This window comes from Microbispora sp. KK1-11, from assembly GCF_006874435.1.
GTDB lineage: Bacteria > Actinomycetota > Actinomycetes > Streptosporangiales > Streptosporangiaceae > Microbispora > Microbispora catharanthi.
The window spans coordinates 1-20,605 of record NZ_VIRJ01000044.1 but is presented as its reverse complement, the minus strand read 5'-3'; the positions used below and the strand labels follow the sequence as shown (position 1 = coordinate 20,605).

Here is a 20,605-nt window from a genome sequence, read left to right as displayed (position 1 = left end):
GATGCGTTCGGCAGCCCGGCCGGCTGTGTCGGTTGACGGACACCGTCAATCGACGCGGTCGTCGGCCATCCGACCAGCGATGATGAGGGGATGACGTTGAGGATCGACATCGGAGGCCTGCCGTCCGGGCGACTGCGGTTCGCTGCCTCCCCACTGGCCGAGCTGACCGCGATGCTGCACGTGCTGGCCGAACCCGCGCATCACCCGCAGCTCGCCGGCTGGGCCGGGGACGTCTGGGCTCGGCTGCGGCCGGAGCTGGCCGAGCGGTTGCGGGAGGCGGAGTTCCTTTGGCGTTCCTCACGAGCCGACTTTCTGGTCCCCGCTCGTCCCCGGTCGACCCTCGCCGAGGAGTTGGACGATGTAGACCGGATCGACGACGAAACCTATGTGACCGCCGCGCTCATCACCACATGCGGCAGCAACCGGATCCACTTCGCCGCGCCGTCGCCGCTCGCCGACGCGACGGCGCGCGAGCGGGCCCTGGACCTGGCCCAGGCCCGCGGCGCGCTCCAAGAGGCCTTCGCGGAACGGCTGCTCGCGGACCCCGCAGCCGTGCGAGCGCGGGTGCGTCACACCCTCGAACAGTGCGCCGAGGCCTTCTTCGACGCCGCCTGGACGGGTGTCGCCGTGCAACTCGCCGCCGACCTGCGCCTGAAGAACGACCTGCTGAAGCGCCAGGGCCTCGGGGCGGCACTCGCGTCGGTCTCCAGCGCCCTCACCCTGGCGCCGGACGGCAACTGCATCATCGTGGACAAGCTGCAGGACAATGCGACCGCCGCCCACGATACCGGGGTCACCTTCCTCCCCAGCGTCTTCGGCCGTCCGCACCTGGTGGTGGTTCACGCGCCCGGGTGGCAGCCGGTGGTGCAGTACCCCGTGGCCGAGGCAAGTCCATCGGAGCCGGTATCGCTGGAAACGGTAACGCTACGGCTGGAGGCACTCGCGCATCCGGTACGACTGCGGCTGCTGCGCACCCTGGCCCGCGGCCCGCACACCACCGGTGAGCTGGCCCACGCCTGGGGACTCTCACCCCCGGAGGTGTCCCGCCACCTCGCTGTCCTGCGCCGCGCGGGCCTGCTCACGGCCCGGCGGCACGGTCGTTACGTCCGTCACACCCTCAATCTCCCCGGTCTGACAGCGCTGGGTGCCGACCTGCTGACGGCCGTACTGCGCTGAGTAGCTTCGGTCTGGGGTTGCCGTGGTCTTCGCCGAAGATCGGGCGGACATGCCCGATAGGCTCCGCGGACGCGGCGTTCATCGCTCTCGGGCATGGCCGAGGGTCGGTGGATCGGCTTGGGCCCGCGGTCGCGTTGTGCACGATGCCGTGGTTGGGGTTCGTGCCGGACGACGTGGTGTCGGCGCCGCGAGCAGCGGTGGCACGGCTGGCCGACCGGCTCGGCGCCGACCCGGATGTGATCCGCTCCTTGGTTTCGGTGAAGGGCCTCTCGGCGATGGTGTCATTGATGCTCTTCGCCGTCCCGCAGGCCGGGGAACCGGGAGCTGGCAGGACGCGGGCACGAACTCTGGGACGCACTCAGAACCCGGCTGGACGCCTCCGGACTCTTCGTCGGCCTCGACGCGGAGGAACAGGGCGCCCTGCTCGCGCTGCTCGCGAAAATGCGACCGCCGCAGAGCCCGTACTCAGGACGAACACGTGGCGTTCTCGTGCCGGGTGACGGATCGTTGCGGGCCCGCTATCCCTTGGTCATGAGGTACGCGGCAGCCGGCGGATACACCCCTGCCGAGCAGGAGCGGCGCGAGCGGCTGTGCTTGGAGGCTGCACACCCCAGAAACAAGCAGCGCGGCCCTTTAAACGAGATGTTTACAACGCTACGTTGACAATGAATAGTTGTGGCTACATCCTTGGCGGTATGAGACCGACCACCGAGCAGCCCCTCGATCCGTTCACGTCTCCGCGTCCGGAGGCGGCGCGCGCGCAGCGCGTCCACGCGTCGTTGTTCCGCATCGCCGAGCGGCACGCCGCCACCGACGAGCAACGCGGACGGCAGGTCCACTCCTTCGTGATGGGACCCCACGAAGCCGTCAGGCTCGTGTCGTTCCTGCTGAGCGGGGCCGCGCAGCTCGATGACGGCGAGCCGGAGGTGGACCAGGCCGACATCACGGCCGCCTTGACTCTCGTCCCCCAGGCCCGGGCCGAGATGGACGAGTTGGAGGCCGCGCTCCTCCAGATGGCGCGGGGGCGCGGCATGACGTGGCAGGAGATCGCCTTCGGCCTTGGGCTCGGCACCCCGCAGGCCGCCAGGCAGCGTTACGAACGGCTGATGGACCGCACCGCGATCGACCTCGACGAAGGCCGGTAGGCGGCTCCTGGGCGGACGCGGCGGCCAGGAGCGATTGGGCGGCCGAGGTGTAGGCCGGCCCCCGCCACACGTGGGGGCCGGCCTTCATCGTGGTCAGTGTGCCGTGCGCACCGCCGAGACCAGTCCGCCTGCGCCCTCGTCCTGCTGCGACGGGGTGAGCACCGGACGTCCGTAGGCCTCGGCGCGCTCACGCAGGGTGAAGGTCTCCGCCTCCCAGCCGAGGCCGTTCAGCCAGCCAACCGGGTCTTCCGGCATCTCCCATACCCACATCGACGCTGCCGATCCCGGAGTGGCGTCTCCGCGGAAGCGTTCGACCACACCGCGCGAGCCCAGTGTCAGGCCCATCCTGCTGCCTGCAGCGGACAGCGCGCCGACCCGTTCGAGCAGCAACTGCACCGCGTCCTCGGGCAGGTAGATCAGCAGTCCCTCGGCGATCCACACCGTCGGCTGCGCCGGGTCATGCCCGGCCGCGGCCAGGGCGGCGGGCCAGTCCTCGCGCAGGTCGACCGGGACGGTGATCCGCTCGCAGCGTGGAACGGCCCGCTCCTGACGCAGCACAGACGCCTTGAAATCCAGCGGTTCGGCCGTGTCGACCTCGAACAGCCGGGTCCCCGCAGGCCAGTCCATCCGGAAGGCCCTGCTGTCCATCCCGGCTCCGAGCAGCACGACCTGCCGGACGCCGGACGCGACCGCCCGGTCCAGCAGGTCGTCGAGGAACTTCGTCCGGATGACGATCGAGAAGGCCACACCGAGCCAGCGGCGCCGCGCCGCCTCGTCCGCGCGCGGGGGTGGCGGCGCCCCAGGGTCTCTCCCGCCGGCCGTGGCGAAGGCCTGCGCAAGCGGGTCCCGGAACAGCGGCTGCTCGCGTGCCGTCTCCATCGCCCTCACCCGGGCCACGCCCAGGGCTGTGGCCCACACCCCGGACGGCTCGACCCGTCCCGCCGCATCAGTCATGCGTTCAGCCTAGCCAGGCCGGGGCGTCACACCGGCGTGGCGGGAAACAGCGCTCCGGGCCACAGGTGCAACCTGGCGGCGACCCGTCCGCTCTCAGGAAGGAATCGCTCGAAAATGTCCCAGGTGCGCCGGCGGGTGAGTTCACCCCGGGCGGTAGCCCAGAGACGACCGGCCTCGTCGTTCAGCAGGTAGTGCCGAAGCACCCGCTCGTCGGCTGTCACGGCAGAAAGTCCCCTCTGCTTACCGGCTCGGCACCCGAGCTTGGCAGGGTGCCTGCTGCATGATCAACACCTTTCGATCGCGGACGCGAGGCCGAGGTCGCAGTGAGCAAGGTCATGACCGAGCGGGAGATCCCGAGGTCACGCACCCTCTCTACGCCTTCGCGGAGCGCGGTACCTCGGACTCCGAGGCCACGCACAGTCGGCCGACGCCCTGCGAGATAGCCGTGACAGCCGCCGGGGCGGGGCACTCACCTTTCTACCTTGGCCTGGGCCATATAGAGGAGTTGCAGTCCGCGGTCTTCGTGCAGTTGTTCCAGGTAGCGACGTGAAACGTCACGTCGTCGCGGCGAGATGGCATACCTCGATGTGCTGGCGTCCCTGCTTACCGTGACCCGTCCGACGCCGCTTCACTCGCCGCTCCAGCCGTCTGCGTCGGCCTGAGCAGGTGATGCGGCGAGCAGCAGGCAGCCAGCAACGAACATCGGGCGAGACCTTTATCCAGGTCCAGCGTAGCTTTCATCGGTGGGATCACAAAGTTTGCTTATGTTAACGCTATCTTCCGCCGCGGCTGGAGGTTAGGGTCTGCATTCAAGACCCGGACACCTGCGACATATGCCCCATCCCCCCAGTTCACGCCGTCCCCCCACATCTCACAGCGAGGTGAACCTTTGTCTGTGCTGCCCTCGTCTCGTCGGAGCGCTCAACGAGGCCTGATCACGCTGGGCCTCGCCGGCACGCTGACCACCCTTTCGGGCTTCGCCTCTCCCACGCGTGCGTTCGGCCCCGCCCCGAACGGGGCCGTGCCTCACGTGTCCACAGCGACCGGATCAAGGAGGATCGATTGAGAGTGCGACCGCAAAGGTCACGTCGCAGGCTGAGCCGCACGGGTAAAGGTGTCGCGGGCCTGGCACTGGGTGCGCTTCTCTCGGTCTCGCTCGCAGCGACGCCCTCGCACGCTGCCGAGGAGAAGCTCGACGAGGGTCTGGTGCACCACTTCGCCCTCGACGAGACCAATGGGACGACGCTGGTCAACTCGGGTAGCGCGGGCTCGGCGGCGAACGCCACGCTCGTGCATCCGGAGAAGGCGACCTTGACCGGCGATGGAGTCAGGTTCAACCCCGACTCCTACGAGAGCGCCCTCGACGGTGCGTACGTGGCGCTGCCGAAAAACATCACCGCCGGCATGTCGAACCTCACCGTCGACTATGACGTGTGGATCGATCCGGCGAACGTCGGCGACCACCAGATGTGGAGCTTCGGCGCGAAGTCCGGCTCGTGCGACGTCGACACCGGCGCCCAGGGCTCCATCTTCGCGTCGAACACCCAGCGGTTCCGTATCGCGGTGGGTTCGGCGAACCTCCAGCAGAACCGGGTCCGCATGACCGAGGGAGCGTGGACGCACGTCACCTACACCCAGTCACTGAACGCGAACGGTACGAGCTGGACCGGCAGGCTCTACCTCGACGGTGTGCTGCACGCGACGTCGGCGAACCTGACCACGGCGCCGTCGGTGAACGCTGCGGGGACCAACTGCAACTTCCTCGCTCGCTCGCAGACGTCGGGCAACTATTCGTTCCGCGGAACGATCCGGGACTTCCGGGTCTACGACCGGGCAGTGAGCACCGACGAGACACTCGCCCTGGCGAAGAGGACCGTCTCCGAGGGCGTTCGCGCCGACGCCGAGGCCATCGACCTCGGCCTGACCAGTGCGATCGTACGCGACATCGCCCTGCCCAAGGTGGGCTCCGTGGCGGGCTCGACCATCACGTGGACGAGTTCGGACCCGTCGGTCGTCCAGGTCTACACCCCGCCGGCCCTCCCCAGCGCACGCAAGGTCGCGGTGACCGGCAGGATCACCCGACCCGCGAAGGGGCAGCCCGACGCGACAGCCACGCTCACGGCGACGGTCCGCAAGGGCGCCCAAGAGGTCACCACACGGGAGATCCCCATCGTGGTGAAGGCCGAGTTCGACGACGCGCAGGCGGTCGACCGTGACACGTCCGACCTGACCCTGCACGCCACCGACCACGTGCGCGGAAACATCAACCTCCCCGTCACCGGCGAGTTCGGATCCACGATCACCTGGAAGTCGACCACCGACCTCGTCACCCCGAGGGGTGAGGTGACCCGCCCGGCCTTCGGCCGTGCGGATGTCGACGCCGTCCTGACGGCGACCATCACCAAGGGCTCGGCCTCGAAGACGAAGTCGTTCCCGGTGACCATCACCGCCATGCCCCGTTCCGAGGAGTACGAGCGGTACTTCATGGGGTACTTCAAGGGCGAGGGGATCGCCGACGGCGAGCAGATCATGTTCGCAACGTCCAACGGAAACACCGCTCTGGACTGGACCGGTCTGACCGGAGGCCGGCCGTCGCTCATCTCCCAGCTGGGCGACCAGGGCCTTCGTGACCCGCACATCGTCCGCTCACCCGACGGCGACACGTTCTACATGATTGCCACCGACCTGAACTGGTACGACCAGGGCGGATACGCCATCAACGACACCCAGTACATCGAGGTGTTCGAGTCGCACGACCTGGTGCATTGGACTCCTCAGCGGCACGTGAAGGTCGCGCCCGACAACGCGGGCAACGCCTTCGCACCCGAATCGCTGTGGGTCGAGGAGATCGGCGCCTACGCCGTGTTCTGGGCACAGTCGCTGTGGAACGACCCCGTGAACCGCACCGGTCAAGGGAACGCGCAGATGTGGTACACCACGACGCGCGACTTCCAGACGTTCTCCGGTCCCAAGGTCTGGCAGAACCCGGCCCCTCTGTCGCGGATCGACACGACCGCGATCCGGGTCGGTGACTACTACTACCGTGTGACCAAGAACGAGGCCGGCAACCAGGGCTCGGACATCTTCTCGGAGAAGCACACCGACTTCCTGGACAGCAACATCAACAACTGGACGTTGGTCGCTCCGGCTCTCGGGCGCACGACGTGGGTCGCCAACCAGGGGTACGAGGGGCCGATCATCTTCAAGGCCAACCCTGGTGACACCTCCTGCCCTGGCCAGTTCTACCTCTGGGGTGACCGATACACGAACGGTGGTGGATACCAGGCCGCGTGCCACGACAACATCGAGGCTCCCACCTGGAACGCCAAGGCGATCACGATGACCAACGCGGGCGTCGCCCGTCCGCGTCACGGCACCGTGATCCCGATCACCCTCCGCGAGTGGAACGACATCCGTGGGATCCCGAACAGCGACGTCACGACCACCACTGAGGTGGCTGTCGAGCCGTACGCGAGCGGGGCCCAGACGACCACGGCCACCGCCACAGTCGAGGCAGCTGACGGGTTCGAGACCGGCGGTCAGGTGCGGTTCAGCATCGGCTCGTGGTCGAAACTCGCCTACCTGAAGGACGGCACGGCCACTGTCACGCTGCCGACGGGTCTGCCTGCGGGTGCCCGCACGGTCAAGGCCGAGTACCTCGGCTTCGACTACTTGAAGGCGTCGGAACGTACGGCGTCGTTCGAGGTGCCCTCCGGCACGGATGCCGTCAAGGTCCATGCGAAAACCGCGCCGGCGTCGGTTGTCCGCGGGGACACGTTCAAGCTGAACGTGACTGTTGGGCCAGCGCGCGGGCAGAAGAAGAACGCTCCGACCCCGACCGGCGAGGTCACCATCACCTTCGGCGGCACCGTGCAGGTCGTGCCACTGGCGGACGGCGAGGCCGTGGTCACACTGCGGACTGCCGATCTGCAGCCCGGGGCGTACACGGTCCACGTCGCCTACTCCGGCAACCCGACCTACCAGCCCCACGCCGCCGACTACCAGAAGTTGACGGTGCGGTAGCGACAGGTGGCGGGCCGGCGAGCTCATCCTCGTCGGCCCGCCCAGTTATTTGTGGGGCAGATCCTGGAGACGAGCTCGGCCGTCGATCGTGGCCGGCCCCGCACGACGCTCAACCAGCGCTGAGATGTGATGCACGGCTCCGCTCCAACTGCGAGCGGCTTACAGCGCGTGACCATTCCAGGTTCCCCGATGCTCTTGGCCTGCACCTGAGCCCGCCCGTCCCTGGTCGACAAGATCATTGTACGCCTCGCCTGCGTCCGTCATATGGTGCGATGCCCCAGACTGATCTTGAGGTGCTCGTCGAGTACCGGATCACGGGATTGGTGAAGGAGATCTGTCGGACTTCGACGCCCCGATCCCCTGGGGGTATGAAGGGAACAGCCTCATGGGTGTCAGCCGGGGGCAGGCGCTCATCTAGTACGGGTGACGCGTCAGGTGTGCCCCTATTCCAATGCCACCCGCGGCAACATCGAGGTCACACTGACTGTGAACGGCACCCAGCTGTAACACGCGGCGTGCGGTGGGTGCCTACCGGGGCCTCGGGCGTGCCCTTCGTGCTGCCGCTGGTCTGCTTTCACGCGGCGACGGACAATGGGGTCCCTACACCGTGGAGGTCAGCGTGGCGATCAGACATGGCCTCTCGGCCCTGGCCGCACTCGTCATGGCCATAGGCTGCTCGGCGGGCGGTCAGGCGCCCGAGGCCGCACGGCCGTCCGTCTCCTGTGGGTCCGCTGTCAGCCGCGAGGCGCTTCCGACCTGGGCGAGAGCGGGCTTCAGCGACGACGGATCCGGCGTCCCCCACGTGTTCAGCGAGCACGGCGACATAATCGCCGTGCTGTTCGAGTACCCGCCGAAGGCGTCCGCCGATCCGGACGACGCCAACAAGATCCTGTGGGTCTCACGGCTGCCGCAGCAGCCGATGCAGCCGCTGACGATCGAAGCCCGCCTGGATGGTACGACGACCTCGGTCAGCCGCGAGATCAGCGGCGGCGCCGGGCCGTCGTCGGTCAACCTGCCCCGGGCGGGCTGCTGGCGCCTGACGTTGAACTGGTCCGGCCACAGCGACGCCATGACGCTCACGTTCACCTGACCGCCAGCCGTACGGCGTGCCGGTCTCGATGACGCTCGGCCGGGACCGCGAAGACGCGCGGGCACGGGGCGGGTGCGCCGGGGGGCGCTGCGCGTGCTCGCCCGGCGGATCGCCGTCAGCGGGCCGGCACTGGAGATGACCTTCTCGGGAGCGACGCGCTACTCTCCCGCTGCCGGTAGGAGTAGGCGTCCACCCCGAGGTCCTTCTTCGCCAGGCCGTCGATGACCGCGTCCGCGCCTTCGAGAAGCCCCGTGACGAAGGAGTACAGTTCCGGCAGGTCATCGGCCTGGACCCGCTTCATCCACTGCTCCAAGCCGTCGCCGGTGAGCCGCAGCATCATCTGGGCGAAGGCGCAGACGTGCTCGCCGAGCGCGGCCAGGGCCGGGAAGGCTGCGGTTAAGGCCTGCAGGTGCTGGTGTTCGTCGGCGTCGAGGCTGTCGGGGTGGCGGAGGAACCAGCCGGTGACCTGGCGAACGGTAGGCGGTGATGGCGGCGGCAGGGCGATGGTGGTCTGGGACCTCCAGGGCCGGACGTAATCGCGCACGGACCTGCGTGTGTCGCGGAAGCCCATGGCCGTGATCTCCTGGTAGAGCTGCTCGGCGTCGGTGCAGCCCTGCTCCCAGCGGTGCCGCAGGTAGCCGGCGTACTCTTCGAGCATCTTCGGGCGCTTGCCGCTGTCGTTGTGCACGAGCAACTTGAACCGCGCCGAGTTTCGTGGAGGTGTGATCCACCCACAACGTGCACCTTTCGTCTCGCACCGCCGCCCTGCGGGATGCCGGCCAGGGGTCATGGCCTGACCAGCGGAATGAGCACCTCATCGACGATGGAGGCGATCTCGCCGGAGTCCACGAGACCGCCCTCCCATGCCTGGAGGAGGATCAGGCGTGGCCCGACGGAGACAACGCGCGGGGTGAGGCTGCCGGCTGCGGCTTCGCCGCGTTCGACCGCCTGGCGCAGGACGGACAGCAGTACTTCCTGGTGCGGGCGGACCACCAGCCGGTGGACCTGCTCGAACAGCTCGGGATGGCGGTGGCGGTGGGCGATGAGCGGGAGCAGCGCGCGGCCGCGCGGCTCGTCGAGCGCCCGTACGAAGTGCTCGAGCAGGGCGATCAGGTCATCGCGTAGTGTGCCCGTGCCGGGCGGCGCCGGCGGGTCGCCGAAGCCGGTCGCGGGGTCGCTCAGCGCGGCGAGGACGAGTTCGGCCGGGGTGGACCAGCGCCGGTACAAGGCCGCTTTCCCGGTCCCGGCCGCGGAGGCGATCTTGTCGAACGTCAGCTCCTCGAAGCTGCTCCCGGCCAGTTCGGTCAGGACGGCCTGGAAGATCGCGGTGGTGAGGACGTCTCCGCGGCGGCGGGTGGGACTCATGAGGACCGATATATCACGCACCTCGCCGTGCTAGCCTCCGATAGTGAACAAACTTGTTCCTTAAACAAAGCGGGTGACCCATGTCCACTGACGGCAGGACAGCCTTGCGCAATGTGCGGGTCTTCGATGACAAACGGCTCGGCGAGCCCCGCACCGTCGTCATCGACGGTGCGCTGATCGGCGACGATCCCGCAGGGGCGGAGGAGATCGACGCGGCGGGAGCCGCGCTGCTGCCCGGACTGATCGACGCGCATGTCCACCTGCACGACCCCGGGAACCTGGCCGCCCTGGCCGCCTGGGGAGTGACGACCGGACTCGACATGGCCTGCTGGCCGGCCGAGCGGGTGGCCTCGCTGCGCGAGACCGAGGGAGCGGCCGACTTCCGTACTGCCGGACTGCCCGCGATCGGGCCGGGCGGCCACCACGCCCGCATGCCGGGAATGCCGCCGGAAGCCGTCATCCTGACGGCAGCCGATGCCCGGCGGCACGTCGAGGCGCGGGCGGCGGAGGGTGTCGACTACATCAAGGGCGTCGCCGAGGCCCCCGGCGAGGGCGGGCCGCCCGCGGACGCGCTGCGCGCGCTGGTGGAGGCGGCACACGAGTACGGGCTCACGACGATCGTGCACGCCGCCACTTCGGGCGCCTACACGATGGCCGTGGAGTCGGGAGCGGAGTTCGTCACGCACACGCCGATCGCCGGCGGGATCCGGGCACACGACGTGGCCGCGATGAGGAGCGCCGGCCAGAGGTCCATCCCGACGATCACCATGATGGAGGCGTTGCGCACCGCCTTCATGACCTCCGGCCCGCCGCCTGGCCGAACCGACCACCTGGAGGAGGTGCTGGGCGACGTCGGCCGTCTGCACCGGGCCGGTGTTGAGATCCTCGCCGGGACGGACGCGAACGCCGAGCCGTCCGCGCCGCTGCCCGTGCCCCACGGCGAGAGCCTGCATCACGAGTTCGAGCTGATGGCGCGGGCCGGGATGACGCCGGTGGAGATCCTGCGCTCGGCGACCGTGCTGCCCGCCCGCGCCTTCGGCCTGGCCGACCGGGGCGCCGTCCGGCCGGGCATGCGGGCCGATTTGTTGCTGGTCGACGGCGACCCGACCCGGGACATCACGGCCACCCGCGACATCCGCGCTGTCTGGTGCGCCGGTCGCCCCGTCACTCCGGCCACCGCTCGCAAGACCTGAGACGCGAGCGGAGGTTCCCGTACCCGCGGCGGCGTCGAGCAGATCGAGGTGGCTTGCCGCTCACGGCTTCACCATCGTGCGGACGAATGTGGCCGCGCGGGTCATCGCCGCGTCGGCCTCGTCCCACGAGGCGGCGAATGACTGGAAGACGTGTGTCGCCTGCGCGGTGACGTCTAGGGTCACCGACACGTCGGCCGCCACGAGCCTTGCCGCGAGCCGGGTGGAGTCGTCCAGCAGCACCTCGTCAGTGCCGACCTGGATCAATGTGGGCGGCAGACCGTGCAGGTCCGCGAACAGCGGGCTGTGCTGTTCTGCCGCGGATGCGTCGCCGAGGTAGTCATGCACGCGGCGTTCGAGGGCGGTGCGGTTCACGATGAAGTCCGCCTCGGCCCGGACCGTCATCGAATCGCCGCTGAGGGTGAGGTCAACCCATGGCGAGAACAGCAACGCCGCGGCGGGCATCGGCTCGTCGGCGGCGGAAAGAGCCGCCAGGAGGCCGAGCGCTACCCCGCCGCCGGCCGACTCGCCGGCGACCACCACCTGTTGCGGATCGACGCCGGAGGCGATCAGGGCGCGATAAGCGCGTACCGCGTCCTCGGTGGCGGCAGGGGCGGGATGCTCGGGTGCCAAGCGGTAGTCGATGGTGATCACCCGTGTCTGTGACCTGCGGGCGAGGTCTGCGACGATCCCCAGCGAGCTGCGCGCCGACCCGAGGACATACGCCCCGCCGTGGAAGTACAGGACGGTGCCGGCGCAGGGCTCTTCCGCGAGTTCGACCAGAAGGCCAGGGATCGTGTCGTAGTGGGCTTCGGTGACGATGACGTCCTCAGGGACAGGATGGTGGGACAACAGCTGCTCGAACAGGGCGCGCTGTTCGTGGACCGCACCGCCGAGATCGAGGGGGGACGACGCGCGCCACTGCCTGATGGCCTCTCGCTGCTCGCGGCTCATATCTGCTCCTTGCTGTGGGTTGGTCGGCTTTGTTCCGTACGGGTCTTGACGTTCAGCTCAGACGGCCCGAGCGTGCTCGATGAAAAGGTCGGCGAAGGCGTCCGGCTGGTCGATCGGGGTGATGTGACCGCAGTCCTCAAGCAGGTGCTGGGTGAGGCAGCCGGTGATCGGTTCGAGCTGGCGGGCGGTGGCCGCGCCGATCGCGCCACCGCCGATGGCGAGGGTCGGCGTCGTCAGTCGCTGGTCCTGCGCCCAGTTCCCGATCCATTCCGCGGTGGCCGGCACCGCGCGGTAGTGGTCGAAGGCATTGCCGAGACTCGTTCTGCCCCGATATGCCGCGACGATCACCCGTGTAAGGTCTGCCGGCACACCTCGGCGACTGCCGGCGGAGAGGAAGAAGCGGACGTAGCGCTCCGCCGAGTTCTCCAGGACGTCCTCGGCCAGACCACCGGGCGCCTGGTGGAAGCCGAACCACCACGGCGGCCCCTGCCGTAGGAAGGCCTCGGCGCCGGGCAGAAATCCGATCAACCCTTCGGACAGGGTCAGGCTGGTTACGCGCTCGGGCGACGATGCCGCCAGGGCGAATGCCGGAGTGACACCTAGATCGGTGCCGACGACGTGTGCCTCGCGGTCACCGAGGACGTCCAACATTCGGAGCAGGTCCGTGGCGATCGCGGATGCCTGGTAGCCGCGGACGGCGGGCGTGCTGTCGCCCAGCCCGTGCAGGTCCGGCGCGACGGCCCGGAAACCTGCCGCAGCCAGCCGGGGTGCGACATCGCGCCAGATAGCGCGGGTGTGCGGGAAGCCGTGCAGCAGCAGCACAGCCGGCCCCTGCCCGAGAGTCTCCACGGCGAGTTCGACCCCGTCGATCGGTATCCGGTGCACGGTCGCGCCGGGAAGGTGAGGAGAAAGAGTCATCTGGCGCACAGGTGCCCTCCCTGGTTACGCTTGGGAACGTGGTAACCGTAGGAGACCTTCAATGAACGGGGAAGACGGCACTTTCCCGACACCAGGTGACCTCGTGGTAACTGCCTCGCGGCAGGGGAACCTGTTCGATCCCCTGTGCCCGACAAGGCTCCTGCTCGACCGGGTCGGGTCGCGATGGACGACCATGGCGGTGCTGTCGCTTGCCGCCGCCGAGGGCGAGCTGCGGTTCACCGAGCTGAAGCGCGAGATGACCGGCGTGTCGCAGAAGATGCTGGCGCAGACCCTCAGGGCGCTGGAACGAGACGGACTTGTCGCTCGTCGTGTCGAGGCGAGCAAGCCGCCACGCGTTTACTACCGTCTGACCGACCTGGGCACCACGCTCGTTGCACCGCTGCGAAGTCTGCGAGCCTGGGCTGAGCAGTACATGCCTCTGATCCAGCACAACTGCGACATGTTCGACGCCGCCGACCGCCCGGACGGCCACGGCTGACAGCCGCGAGCCGAAGAAGGACTCCTCCAAACTGCGTGGTACTGGCATGGATCTCGAAAGGCAGGTGAAACTGCCGTTGTTTCGCGCGCTACCACGCTTCGAACAAGAGGATCGCTGCAAAGATGCCGGACCGCACTCCTGATCATCGGTCGGCTTACTCGTACGGCTCGCTCGGTTCTGGGATTTCTGTCACCCGGCTGGCGGTCATCTCCGGTGGCACGGTGCCGTTCGGGATCTTGCGGGACCTTGGCGGGACCCAGGTGCCGGTCACCTCGACCCAGGTGTCGTCGGGCGGTGGAGCGGCGCCGAGCACGGCCACCTTGAGGGCGATGGCGTCGGCCGCGTAGCAGCTCATCTGCATGCGGGTGACGTACCAGCGGTCCTTCTTCGAGCGCACGACGAAGCCGGTCAGCCGGACCTTTCTGCCGGTGAGCGTGCGCTTGCGGAAGTCCCAGGCCCGGCCGATGAACTCGCCCACGGCCATCGAGGTGATCTTCTCCGCGGAGAGCGGGACGTAGGAGCCGGTCGTCGTCGGGGGCCGGATGGGCGCGTCCTCACCACGAGCGGCGAAGGCGCCCAATGCGGGGGCGCGATCAGGACGATCGCGAAGACGGGCAGGGACCGCAGCCACCCCACCTTCGGCGCTCGTGAATGGTCGTGGCCTTCGGCATGCTTTCCCGGCCCTTCGTGGACGTGTTCATCGTGATCGTCCGCGTAGGGACGCCGCCGCTCCTGGACGAGGCCGATGACCCCGAGAGCGAGGACGACCACCCCTGCCGCAAGCAGGACGGGGCGGAAACCGGGTTTCACATAGTTGAGGTACGACGTCGTCAGGAGGGTTATCCAGAGCACGACGCCGCCGAGCAGGGTCAACACGAGACTTTGCGACATGCGGCTCACAGGAAGACTCCTCCGGACGCCGAGCTGACCACGACGGCGAGCAGAAACGTCAGCGGAACGAACCGCGTCGCGAAAGCCCGGCCGAAGGCCCCCGCCTGCAGGGCGATGAGCTTCAGGTCGACCATCGGCCCGACGACCAGGAAGGCCAGCTTCGCCGTGGGGGAGAACGCGGTGAGTGAGGCCGCGACGAACGCGTCGGCCTCCGAGCAGATCGATAGTACGATCGCGAGAAGCGCGAGCACGACCGCCGACAGCACGGGGACGTCCGCAACCGAGGTCAGCCACGCGCGGGGCACCACCACGTTCAGTGTGGCCGCCGTGATCCCGCCGACCACCAGGCATCCGCCCGCGTGGAGGAGGTCGTGTCGCATGGCGTCGCGGAACCCGGCCCACTTCAGAACGACGGCGGGACGAAGGCCGCGATGGCCGCCGACAGCAGCACGCCGAAGACGAGGAACGGCAGCGCCTGAACGCAGATCGCCACGAAAACGGTCGCCCAGGTCTGCGTCGTCAAGGCGTTCGGAACCCCGGGGGCCATCAGCCGCCGCTTCCAGCCAGGTGTCAGGCAGCCTCGCCCACTTCTTCCTGGACTAAGCGAGGGCGACGAGCGTGGCGAGCGTCATCGCGGAGATCCTCCTCTCCCCGCCCAGCGTGCTCGTCGTCATGGTGACCGCGGGAGGCGTGCTCACCGCGACCGGCGGGCTGCCGGTGGAGAGCCTCATCGCGTTCCTCGTGTTCGGGACGGTCACCACCGCGGGCCTGATGACGGTCATGATGTCGGTGCACCCGCTGGTCACGGCGCTGAACGTGGCCCACGGCATCCGCGAGGTGCTCTCCAGCCCGGAGTTGCCCGTCCCGGCCGACCCCACCCACTGTCCCTCTCCGGCGGCGAGCAGCAACGCCTCGTCATCGCCGCCGCCCGGCTCAGTGCCCGGCGCATCGTCGTGTTCGACGAACCCAGCTCCGGCGTCGACCGCCGCCACCTCCACTCCATCACTCAGATCACGCGCGATCTCGCCGCCGAAGGCGTCGTTATACTTCTCATCAGTCACGACGATGAACTCATCACCCTTGCCGCAGACCAAGAACTCAAGCTCAGACTCATCAATGAAGCATGACGGTTCCGATCACGGAAAGTGCGCCTGATCCAGTATTGGAGCGCCGCCGTCACCCGACGGTTAACGCGGGTGGTGTCTACGCGGAAACCGGCGGAGGTCTTCACTCCGTCGGCCGGCGAAGTGCGCGCGCGACCGCGGGTGCCGTTCCGCGATGACTGTGAAGTCGCCGCCTGACCGAGTTTCCGGCGTCCGATTGTTTTGACGTCGGTTGAGGGCTCACGGCGGGAGCGGAGCGTTCTGCAGCCTTCGCTCGATATCGCCCTGGTGTAGTGCCGAACTCCCTTTCGAAGGCGTGCGAGAGTGCGTACGGGCTGCTGTAGCCGACTCGGCCGGCGATGGTGGCCAGGGTTTCGTGGGTGTCGCGGAGCAGGGTGGCGGCAAGGATCACGCGCCACCAAGTGAGGTAAGCCATCGGAGGGCGGCCGACCAGGGTGGTGAACCGGCGTGCCAGAGTGGGACGGGAGACGCCCGCCTCTGCGGCCAGCCGGTCGATGCTCCACGGCACGGCCGGTTTCGAGTGCATCGCCCGCAGGGCGGCGGCCGTCACCGGGTCGCCCAGTGCGGTGGGCCAGGCTCCGCTGGTGGTCTCGGTCATCCAGGAACGAATCATGTAGACGAGGAGGAGATCGAGCAGGCTCGGGAGGGCCACGCAGGAGCCGGGCCGCACCTCGTCCAACTCACCGGCGAGCAGATCGATCGCGGCACGGAGTTCGAGGTGGCTGCCTACTCGGCTGGGGAGGTGGACGACCTCGGGCAACTCTGCCATGAGCGGGTGCATGCGGCTGCAGTCGAGCCAGTACTTGCCGCAGAGCAGCTCCGTCTCGTCACGCCCAGATCGGGCCCGCGGCCCTGTCCCCGTGAGCCATTGCTCGAACGGCACCGCCTTCTCCTCCGCGGCCGCCGCATCGATGGGGCAATCGGCGATCACATGCCCTGTGCCATGAGGCAGCAGCACCGCGTCACCCACGCCCAGAGTTACCAGGACGCCGCCGTCGGTCAGCAGCCAACTGCTTCCCTTCAAGACGACGTAGAAGCCCGCGCCTTCGTACGGGTCCAGCCGCGCGCACCAGCTCCCACTCGTCCGCACCCGGTGGAACCAGGGGTGCCCGAGGTGCGCGGCAGAGATCGCGTCGCTCACGACATCCATCCATCCAGGTTACCTTTCGCATCATGCGTGAGACAGATACGTATTTTTTCGAGCTTGATGCGTATCGAGAGGATCATCCGGTGCTCTTAGGGTCGAGCGCATGACGAAAGAGAACGAGAGTGTGCAGAGCATGGTGCTGGGGGACGTCGAGGTCATCCGACTCGTTGAATGGCATGAACCGTTCCTGCCCACCACAAGCATGTTCCCGGCAGTTGCTGCCGATGTATGGAGGGACAACGAGGACTGGCTGACACCGGACCACTGGGAGCCGGACAGCGACCGGGCGGTGCTTGCTCTGCAGACCTGGGTGCTGCGCAGCGGTGGGCGGACCGTCCTGGTCGACACCGGCGCGGGCAACGGGCGCGAGCGACCGGGCATGGGGCCCTTCCACCAGTCTCAGAGTCATCTCCCCAGCCTTCTGGCGGAGGCTGGTGTTCGCCCGCAGGATGTGGACGTCGTCGTCAACACCCATCTCCACGTCGATCACGTCGGCTGGAACACCGTCGACGCAGACGGGCAGTGGGTACCGACATTTCCCAACGCCCAATACCTCATTCCTGCCGCAGACGACTTCCATTACGGTCCGGACAACGCGTACGGCAACGGCGCGCAAAAGGTCGACCGCCTGATCTACGAAGACAGCATCGCGCCCATCCACGAGGCCGGACAGGCCGTGCTTTGGGACGGCCTCCATCGCATCGACGAACACCTCACCCTGGAGTCCGCGCCCGGCCACACCCCCGGCTCATCCGTGCTGCGACTCGCATCCGGGAGCGACCGGGCGGTTTTCGTCGGAGACATGCTGCACAGCCCGGTGCAGATCCTCCAGCCCTGCTGCAACAGCAACGCCTGCCTCGCCCCGGAACAAGCGGTGGACAGTCGCCGCCGGATTCTCGGGCGGGCGGCCGATGAACAGGAACTGCTCGTCCCCGCCCACTTCGGTGGTGCGGGCGCGGTGGAAGTCCGACGGGAGGGCGATGGATTCGCCCTCTCCGGATGGGCAACGGCCAACCCGAAGAAGACATCGTCAATCTCCGAGTGAGCCTTGGCCCGGCGTTTCGCGTTCGGTCCCGGATGAGGCTCCCCGCCAGTTCGGGGTGGTCCCATCACGAGTTTGCGAGCCATGGGCCGATCACCGCGAGGTGGATCACCGCTTCTGAGCGGTGCGGGTGTGTCTCGTTCAGATCGTGCGAGCCTCCCTTAGGCCCGCAACGCCTCGCGAACGGCGCGATCGTCGCCACCGAGCCTCAGCCTGGAGAAATCCACGAGCCGTCCCGCGCGGAACCACCCGACCTCCCCAGCCTGGAGGCCTTCTTCATGACGCACTCGTCGACCGACCAACGAGCGAGCGGGGCCCTCGTCCCGGTGCTCGCCTTCACGGGCATCGTGGTCTCGGTGATGCAGACCCTGTCGGTCCCGGTGATCAAAGACCTGCCGCAACTGCTGGGCACCGAACCGAGCAACGCGACTTGGGTCATCACCTCGACCCTGCTGTCCGGCGCCGTCGCCACACCGATCATGGGCCGTCTCGGCGACCTCCACGGCAAGCGCAGCATGCTGATCCTCAGCCTCGCGGTGATGGTCATCGGCGCACTCGTCAGCGCCCTCACCAGCGACCTGCTCACAATGATCGCAGGCCGGGCCCTCCAGGGCTTCGCGATGAGCGCGATACCCCTGGGTATCGGCCTGATGCGCGACATGCTCCCCCGCGAGAGGCTCGGCTCGGCGACGGCCCTCATGAGCTCCTCCATGGGCGTCGGCGGCAGCCTCGCCCTGCCCGCCGCGGCCCTGGTCGCCCAGCACACCGATTGGCACGCCCTCTTCTACGGCGCCGCCGGCCTCGGCATCCTATGCATCGCCCTCACCCTCCTCGTCGTCCCCGAATCCCCGACCCGCGCGCAGGGCACCTTCGACGTCCTGGGCGCGATCGGGCTGTCCGCTGGTCTGGTCCTCTTCCTGCTGCCGATCACCAAGGGCAGCGACTGGGGCTGGACCTCCGGGACCACCCTCGGGCTGTTCGCCGCGGCGGCGGTCGTACTCGTCCTGTGGGCCGTGATGGAGCTACGTCTCAAGGCGCCGCTGGTGGACCTGCGCACCACGGCCCGCCCCTCGGTACTCTGCACCAACCTCGCCTCGATCACGGTCGGCATCTCCTTTCTGGCCGCCTCGCTGGTCCTTCCCCAGCTGCTCCAGCTGCCGAAGGCCACCGGCTACGGCCTCGGCCAGTCGATGGTGGTCGCTGGCCTGCTCGTGGCACCGCTTGGCCTGACCATGATGTTCGCGGCCCCTCTCTACGCCCGGCTGTCCGCGAAGTACAGCCCCAAGGTCACCCTGATCCTCGGCATGGTGATCATTGCGATCGGCTACGGGGCCGGCCTCGACCTGATGAGTGCCCCCTGGCAGAGCCTCGTCATCACGGTGATCCTGGGTCCGGGCATCGGCCTCGCCTACTCCTCTCTCCCCGCCCTGATCATCGGCGCTGTCCGCGCCTCGGAGACGGGCGCGGCCAACGGCCTCAACACCCTGATGCGCTCGATCGGCTCGTCGGCCTCCAGCGCCGTCATCGGCATGGTCATCGCCAACACCGCGAACGACGTGAACGGGGTCGCGGTCCCGACCATGCACGGCTTCCGCGTCTCCTTCCTGGTCGCGGCAGGTACGATGGGCATCGGCCTGCTCATAGCCCTCCTCCTGCCCCGAACCCGCCCGCCTGATCTCATCCAGCAGCAACTGCCTTCCAAGCGGCCGCGTCTGGGAGGGCATCGAGGTGACGGTGTCCGTGTCCGGCGCGATCTGCAGGTGTCACCGGAATACGGCAGAAACGGGCGCGCTAGTGATCGTCGGTCGTAGACTGCGGCGTTCGGAGGACGAGTTGTGGCCGATGAGCCTGCTGCCGAGCATCAGCCAGTCGGCGAAGCCGTGGAAGGCTTCGTTGCGGCCGGTGAACCACTCCGACTTTCGTGGAGGCCCTGAAACCAGCATCATCTGCTGGCTGAAGGGAGAACGACGACACGATGCCAGCCCCGAGGAAGTACCCCCAAGAGCTTCGTGAGCGCGGTCCTGGCCGGGGCGGTGGTCCTGGTGACCCTCGCCCTGGCCGCATGCCAGCCCTACCGGGACGAGATCTTCCTGATCGTCAATGAGACCGGCGAGAACGTCGTGGTCACCTGGAGCGGCGGCGTGTACACCAGCCTTCCCCCCGGCCGATCCACCGAAAAGATTCCGCCGCCAAACCGCTGCCGCGTCACTCCCCTGCCCGACGACCGGTTCACCGCGACGACGGAGACCGGAAAGCGCTACACCTACGCGCGGCCCATGTGCCCCGGAGAGACGTGGCACATCCGCAAGCCTTTTCCATCCTGAAAGCGCAGCTCATAGCCGGTGAGCCCATCGATCGTCAAGGCTTGGCCGCGCCGACCGCAAGCAGTTCAGCACCTTTTGTGATGCTGGAGTCATGAGCGATCTCGAGCCTGTGGATCTGAAGTTGCTCGCTGGGCTCGCCGCGAAGATTGATCCGCTCATGCAAGACGTCCTCGTTAGCGGGGATGTGGAGCAGATACGCGGCTTCGTCCTCGAAGCAGCGTGGAACTGTATGGAGCGGCCGTACTTCGAGCACCTGTGGGGGGTGGGCGGGCTCTACCGCGCCTGGATGGAAATCGACGACATCCTCGACGGCTGGCCCGTCGACTACGGGGCCGACACCGATGCCCTGGTCATGCGCGAGTTCAGACTCGTGGCCCGGGAGTGGCTGGACATGCCGCGGACGGAGACCGGGTTCCGGGACTACGTGCATCGGTGGGAGAGGCGGGTGGCGGAAGACACCTGGCCCGCACCCGGAGGAGCCCATTGGCGGCAGCGGCTGGCCTCGTCCGGCGATCGCGACGACTCCCGCCAACCTTGATTTCCACAACCTGACGACGCTGGTCACCACAGAAGAAGGCCGGGTTGACGCTCCCACGCCCGCATCCGGGCAAGGGAGCGTCTGGTAGGCGGCGAACTACCTGCTGATCCCGGGGGTTCCGGCGCTCCTCACGGTGGTCGCGCTGTTCACCTGGCTGGCGGTCGGCCGAGTGCTACGGCCGGTCTCCGCGATCAGGGCGAAGGTCGCCGACATCACCGCGTACGG

Annotated in this window: 20 protein-coding genes and 1 pseudogene; 11 read left to right on the top strand and 10 right to left on the bottom strand. The window is 68.1% G+C overall.

Annotated elements, in window-relative coordinates; translation table 11 throughout:
- Positions 1-90: 90 nt before the first annotated feature.
- The 3 genes from FLW16_RS39160 (at position 91) to FLW16_RS39145 (ending at position 2,321) form a co-directional block, all read left to right on the top strand.
- Entirely contained in the window at positions 91-1,176 is a 1,086-nt protein-coding gene (locus tag FLW16_RS39160) for a helix-turn-helix domain-containing protein (RefSeq protein WP_142566050.1), read from the top strand.
- 17 nt (positions 1,177-1,193) lie between these two features.
- A complete protein-coding gene (locus tag FLW16_RS46365; protein WP_221891508.1) occupies positions 1,194-1,676 on the top strand; it encodes a DUF4158 domain-containing protein in 483 nt (160 codons plus the stop codon).
- Positions 1,677-1,871: 195 nt separating this feature from the next.
- Positions 1,872-2,321, top strand: a complete 450-nt coding sequence (locus FLW16_RS39145; protein ID WP_142566049.1) for a DNA-binding protein — start codon at positions 1,872-1,874, stop codon at positions 2,319-2,321.
- Positions 2,322-2,414: 93 nt separating this feature from the next.
- Here FLW16_RS39145 and FLW16_RS39140 read toward each other — a convergent pair whose 3' ends face one another.
- On the bottom strand, positions 2,415-3,275 hold the full coding sequence (locus FLW16_RS39140; RefSeq protein ID WP_142566048.1) for a class I SAM-dependent methyltransferase: 861 nt from the start codon (positions 3,273-3,275) through the stop codon (positions 2,415-2,417).
- Positions 3,276-3,301: 26 nt separating this feature from the next.
- Positions 3,302-3,496 carry a hypothetical protein gene (locus FLW16_RS39135; RefSeq protein ID WP_142566047.1) on the bottom strand — a complete coding sequence of 65 codons (195 nt, stop codon included), beginning with the start codon at positions 3,494-3,496 and terminating at the stop codon, positions 3,302-3,304.
- A gap of 847 nt (positions 3,497-4,343) precedes the next feature.
- Here FLW16_RS39135 and FLW16_RS39130 point away from each other — a divergent pair.
- Entirely contained in the window at positions 4,344-7,298 is a 2,955-nt protein-coding gene (locus FLW16_RS39130) for an immunoglobulin-like domain-containing protein (protein ID WP_260616094.1), read from the top strand.
- Between the two features lie 619 nt (positions 7,299-7,917).
- A complete protein-coding gene (locus tag FLW16_RS39120) occupies positions 7,918-8,388 on the top strand; it encodes a hypothetical protein (protein ID WP_142566045.1) in 471 nt (156 codons plus the stop codon).
- A 115-nt stretch (positions 8,389-8,503) separates the two neighbouring features.
- On the opposite strand, the gene FLW16_RS39115 is transcribed toward FLW16_RS39120, so the two are convergent.
- Both FLW16_RS39115 and FLW16_RS39110 read right to left on the bottom strand, forming a co-directional pair.
- A complete protein-coding gene (locus FLW16_RS39115; protein WP_142566044.1) occupies positions 8,504-9,076 on the bottom strand; it encodes a hypothetical protein in 573 nt (190 codons plus the stop codon).
- A gap of 98 nt (positions 9,077-9,174) precedes the next feature.
- Positions 9,175-9,753, bottom strand: a complete 579-nt coding sequence (locus FLW16_RS39110) for a TetR/AcrR family transcriptional regulator (protein ID WP_142566043.1) — start codon at positions 9,751-9,753, stop codon at positions 9,175-9,177.
- 113 nt (positions 9,754-9,866) lie between these two features.
- On the opposite strand from FLW16_RS39110, the gene FLW16_RS39105 reads away from it, so the two are divergent.
- Positions 9,867-10,946 carry an amidohydrolase family protein gene (locus FLW16_RS39105; RefSeq protein WP_221891507.1) on the top strand — a complete coding sequence of 360 codons (1,080 nt, stop codon included), beginning with the start codon at positions 9,867-9,869 and terminating at the stop codon, positions 10,944-10,946.
- Between the two features lie 60 nt (positions 10,947-11,006).
- Here FLW16_RS39105 and FLW16_RS39100 read toward each other — a convergent pair whose 3' ends face one another.
- Together FLW16_RS39100 and FLW16_RS39095 are read right to left on the bottom strand one after the other, a co-directional pair.
- Positions 11,007-11,897 (bottom strand): alpha/beta hydrolase, encoded by an 891-nt coding sequence (locus FLW16_RS39100; RefSeq protein ID WP_142566041.1) that lies wholly within the window; start codon positions 11,895-11,897, stop codon positions 11,007-11,009.
- 57 nt (positions 11,898-11,954) lie between these two features.
- On the bottom strand, positions 11,955-12,815 hold the full coding sequence (locus FLW16_RS39095) for an alpha/beta fold hydrolase (protein ID WP_142566086.1): 861 nt from the start codon (positions 12,813-12,815) through the stop codon (positions 11,955-11,957).
- Positions 12,816-12,876: 61 nt separating this feature from the next.
- On the opposite strand from FLW16_RS39095, the gene FLW16_RS39090 reads away from it, so the two are divergent.
- Positions 12,877-13,314 (top strand): helix-turn-helix domain-containing protein, encoded by a 438-nt coding sequence (locus FLW16_RS39090; RefSeq protein ID WP_142566040.1) that lies wholly within the window; start codon positions 12,877-12,879, stop codon positions 13,312-13,314.
- Between the two features lie 154 nt (positions 13,315-13,468).
- Here the strand turns inward: FLW16_RS39090 and FLW16_RS39085 are convergent, their stop codons facing one another.
- The 4 genes and pseudogenes from FLW16_RS39085 to FLW16_RS39070 form a co-directional block, all read right to left on the bottom strand.
- On the bottom strand, positions 13,469-13,945 hold the full coding sequence (locus FLW16_RS39085; protein ID WP_142566039.1) for a hypothetical protein: 477 nt from the start codon (positions 13,943-13,945) through the stop codon (positions 13,469-13,471).
- Between the two features lie 265 nt (positions 13,946-14,210).
- Positions 14,211-14,606: pseudogene (locus FLW16_RS39080) on the bottom strand (permease); the annotation flags it as partial.
- 198 nt (positions 14,607-14,804) lie between these two features.
- The gene (locus tag FLW16_RS45715; protein WP_260616086.1) at positions 14,805-15,266 is read right to left on the bottom strand and encodes a hypothetical protein; all 462 of its coding nucleotides are present in this window, start codon (positions 15,264-15,266) and stop codon (positions 14,805-14,807) included.
- A 166-nt stretch (positions 15,267-15,432) separates the two neighbouring features.
- The gene (locus FLW16_RS39070; protein ID WP_142566038.1) at positions 15,433-16,479 is read right to left on the bottom strand and encodes an AraC family transcriptional regulator; all 1,047 of its coding nucleotides are present in this window, start codon (positions 16,477-16,479) and stop codon (positions 15,433-15,435) included.
- 100 nt (positions 16,480-16,579) lie between these two features.
- Between FLW16_RS39070 and FLW16_RS39065 the strand changes: the two genes are divergently transcribed.
- The 4 genes from FLW16_RS39065 (at position 16,580) to FLW16_RS39050 (ending at position 20,380) form a co-directional block, all read left to right on the top strand.
- Positions 16,580-17,521: an MBL fold metallo-hydrolase gene (locus FLW16_RS39065; RefSeq protein ID WP_142566037.1), complete on the top strand. Its 942-nt coding sequence runs from the start codon at positions 16,580-16,582 to the stop codon at positions 17,519-17,521.
- On the top strand, positions 17,476-19,329 hold the full coding sequence (locus FLW16_RS39060) for an MFS transporter (RefSeq protein WP_260616085.1): 1,854 nt from the start codon (positions 17,476-17,478) through the stop codon (positions 19,327-19,329). Before FLW16_RS39065 ends, FLW16_RS39060 begins: the two co-directional genes overlap by 46 nt.
- A 198-nt stretch (positions 19,330-19,527) precedes the next feature.
- On the top strand, positions 19,528-19,842 hold the full coding sequence (locus FLW16_RS39055) for a hypothetical protein (protein ID WP_142566036.1): 315 nt from the start codon (positions 19,528-19,530) through the stop codon (positions 19,840-19,842).
- 91 nt (positions 19,843-19,933) lie between these two features.
- On the top strand, positions 19,934-20,380 hold the full coding sequence (locus FLW16_RS39050) for a hypothetical protein (protein ID WP_142566035.1): 447 nt from the start codon (positions 19,934-19,936) through the stop codon (positions 20,378-20,380).
- Positions 20,381-20,605: the final 225 nt, after the last annotated feature.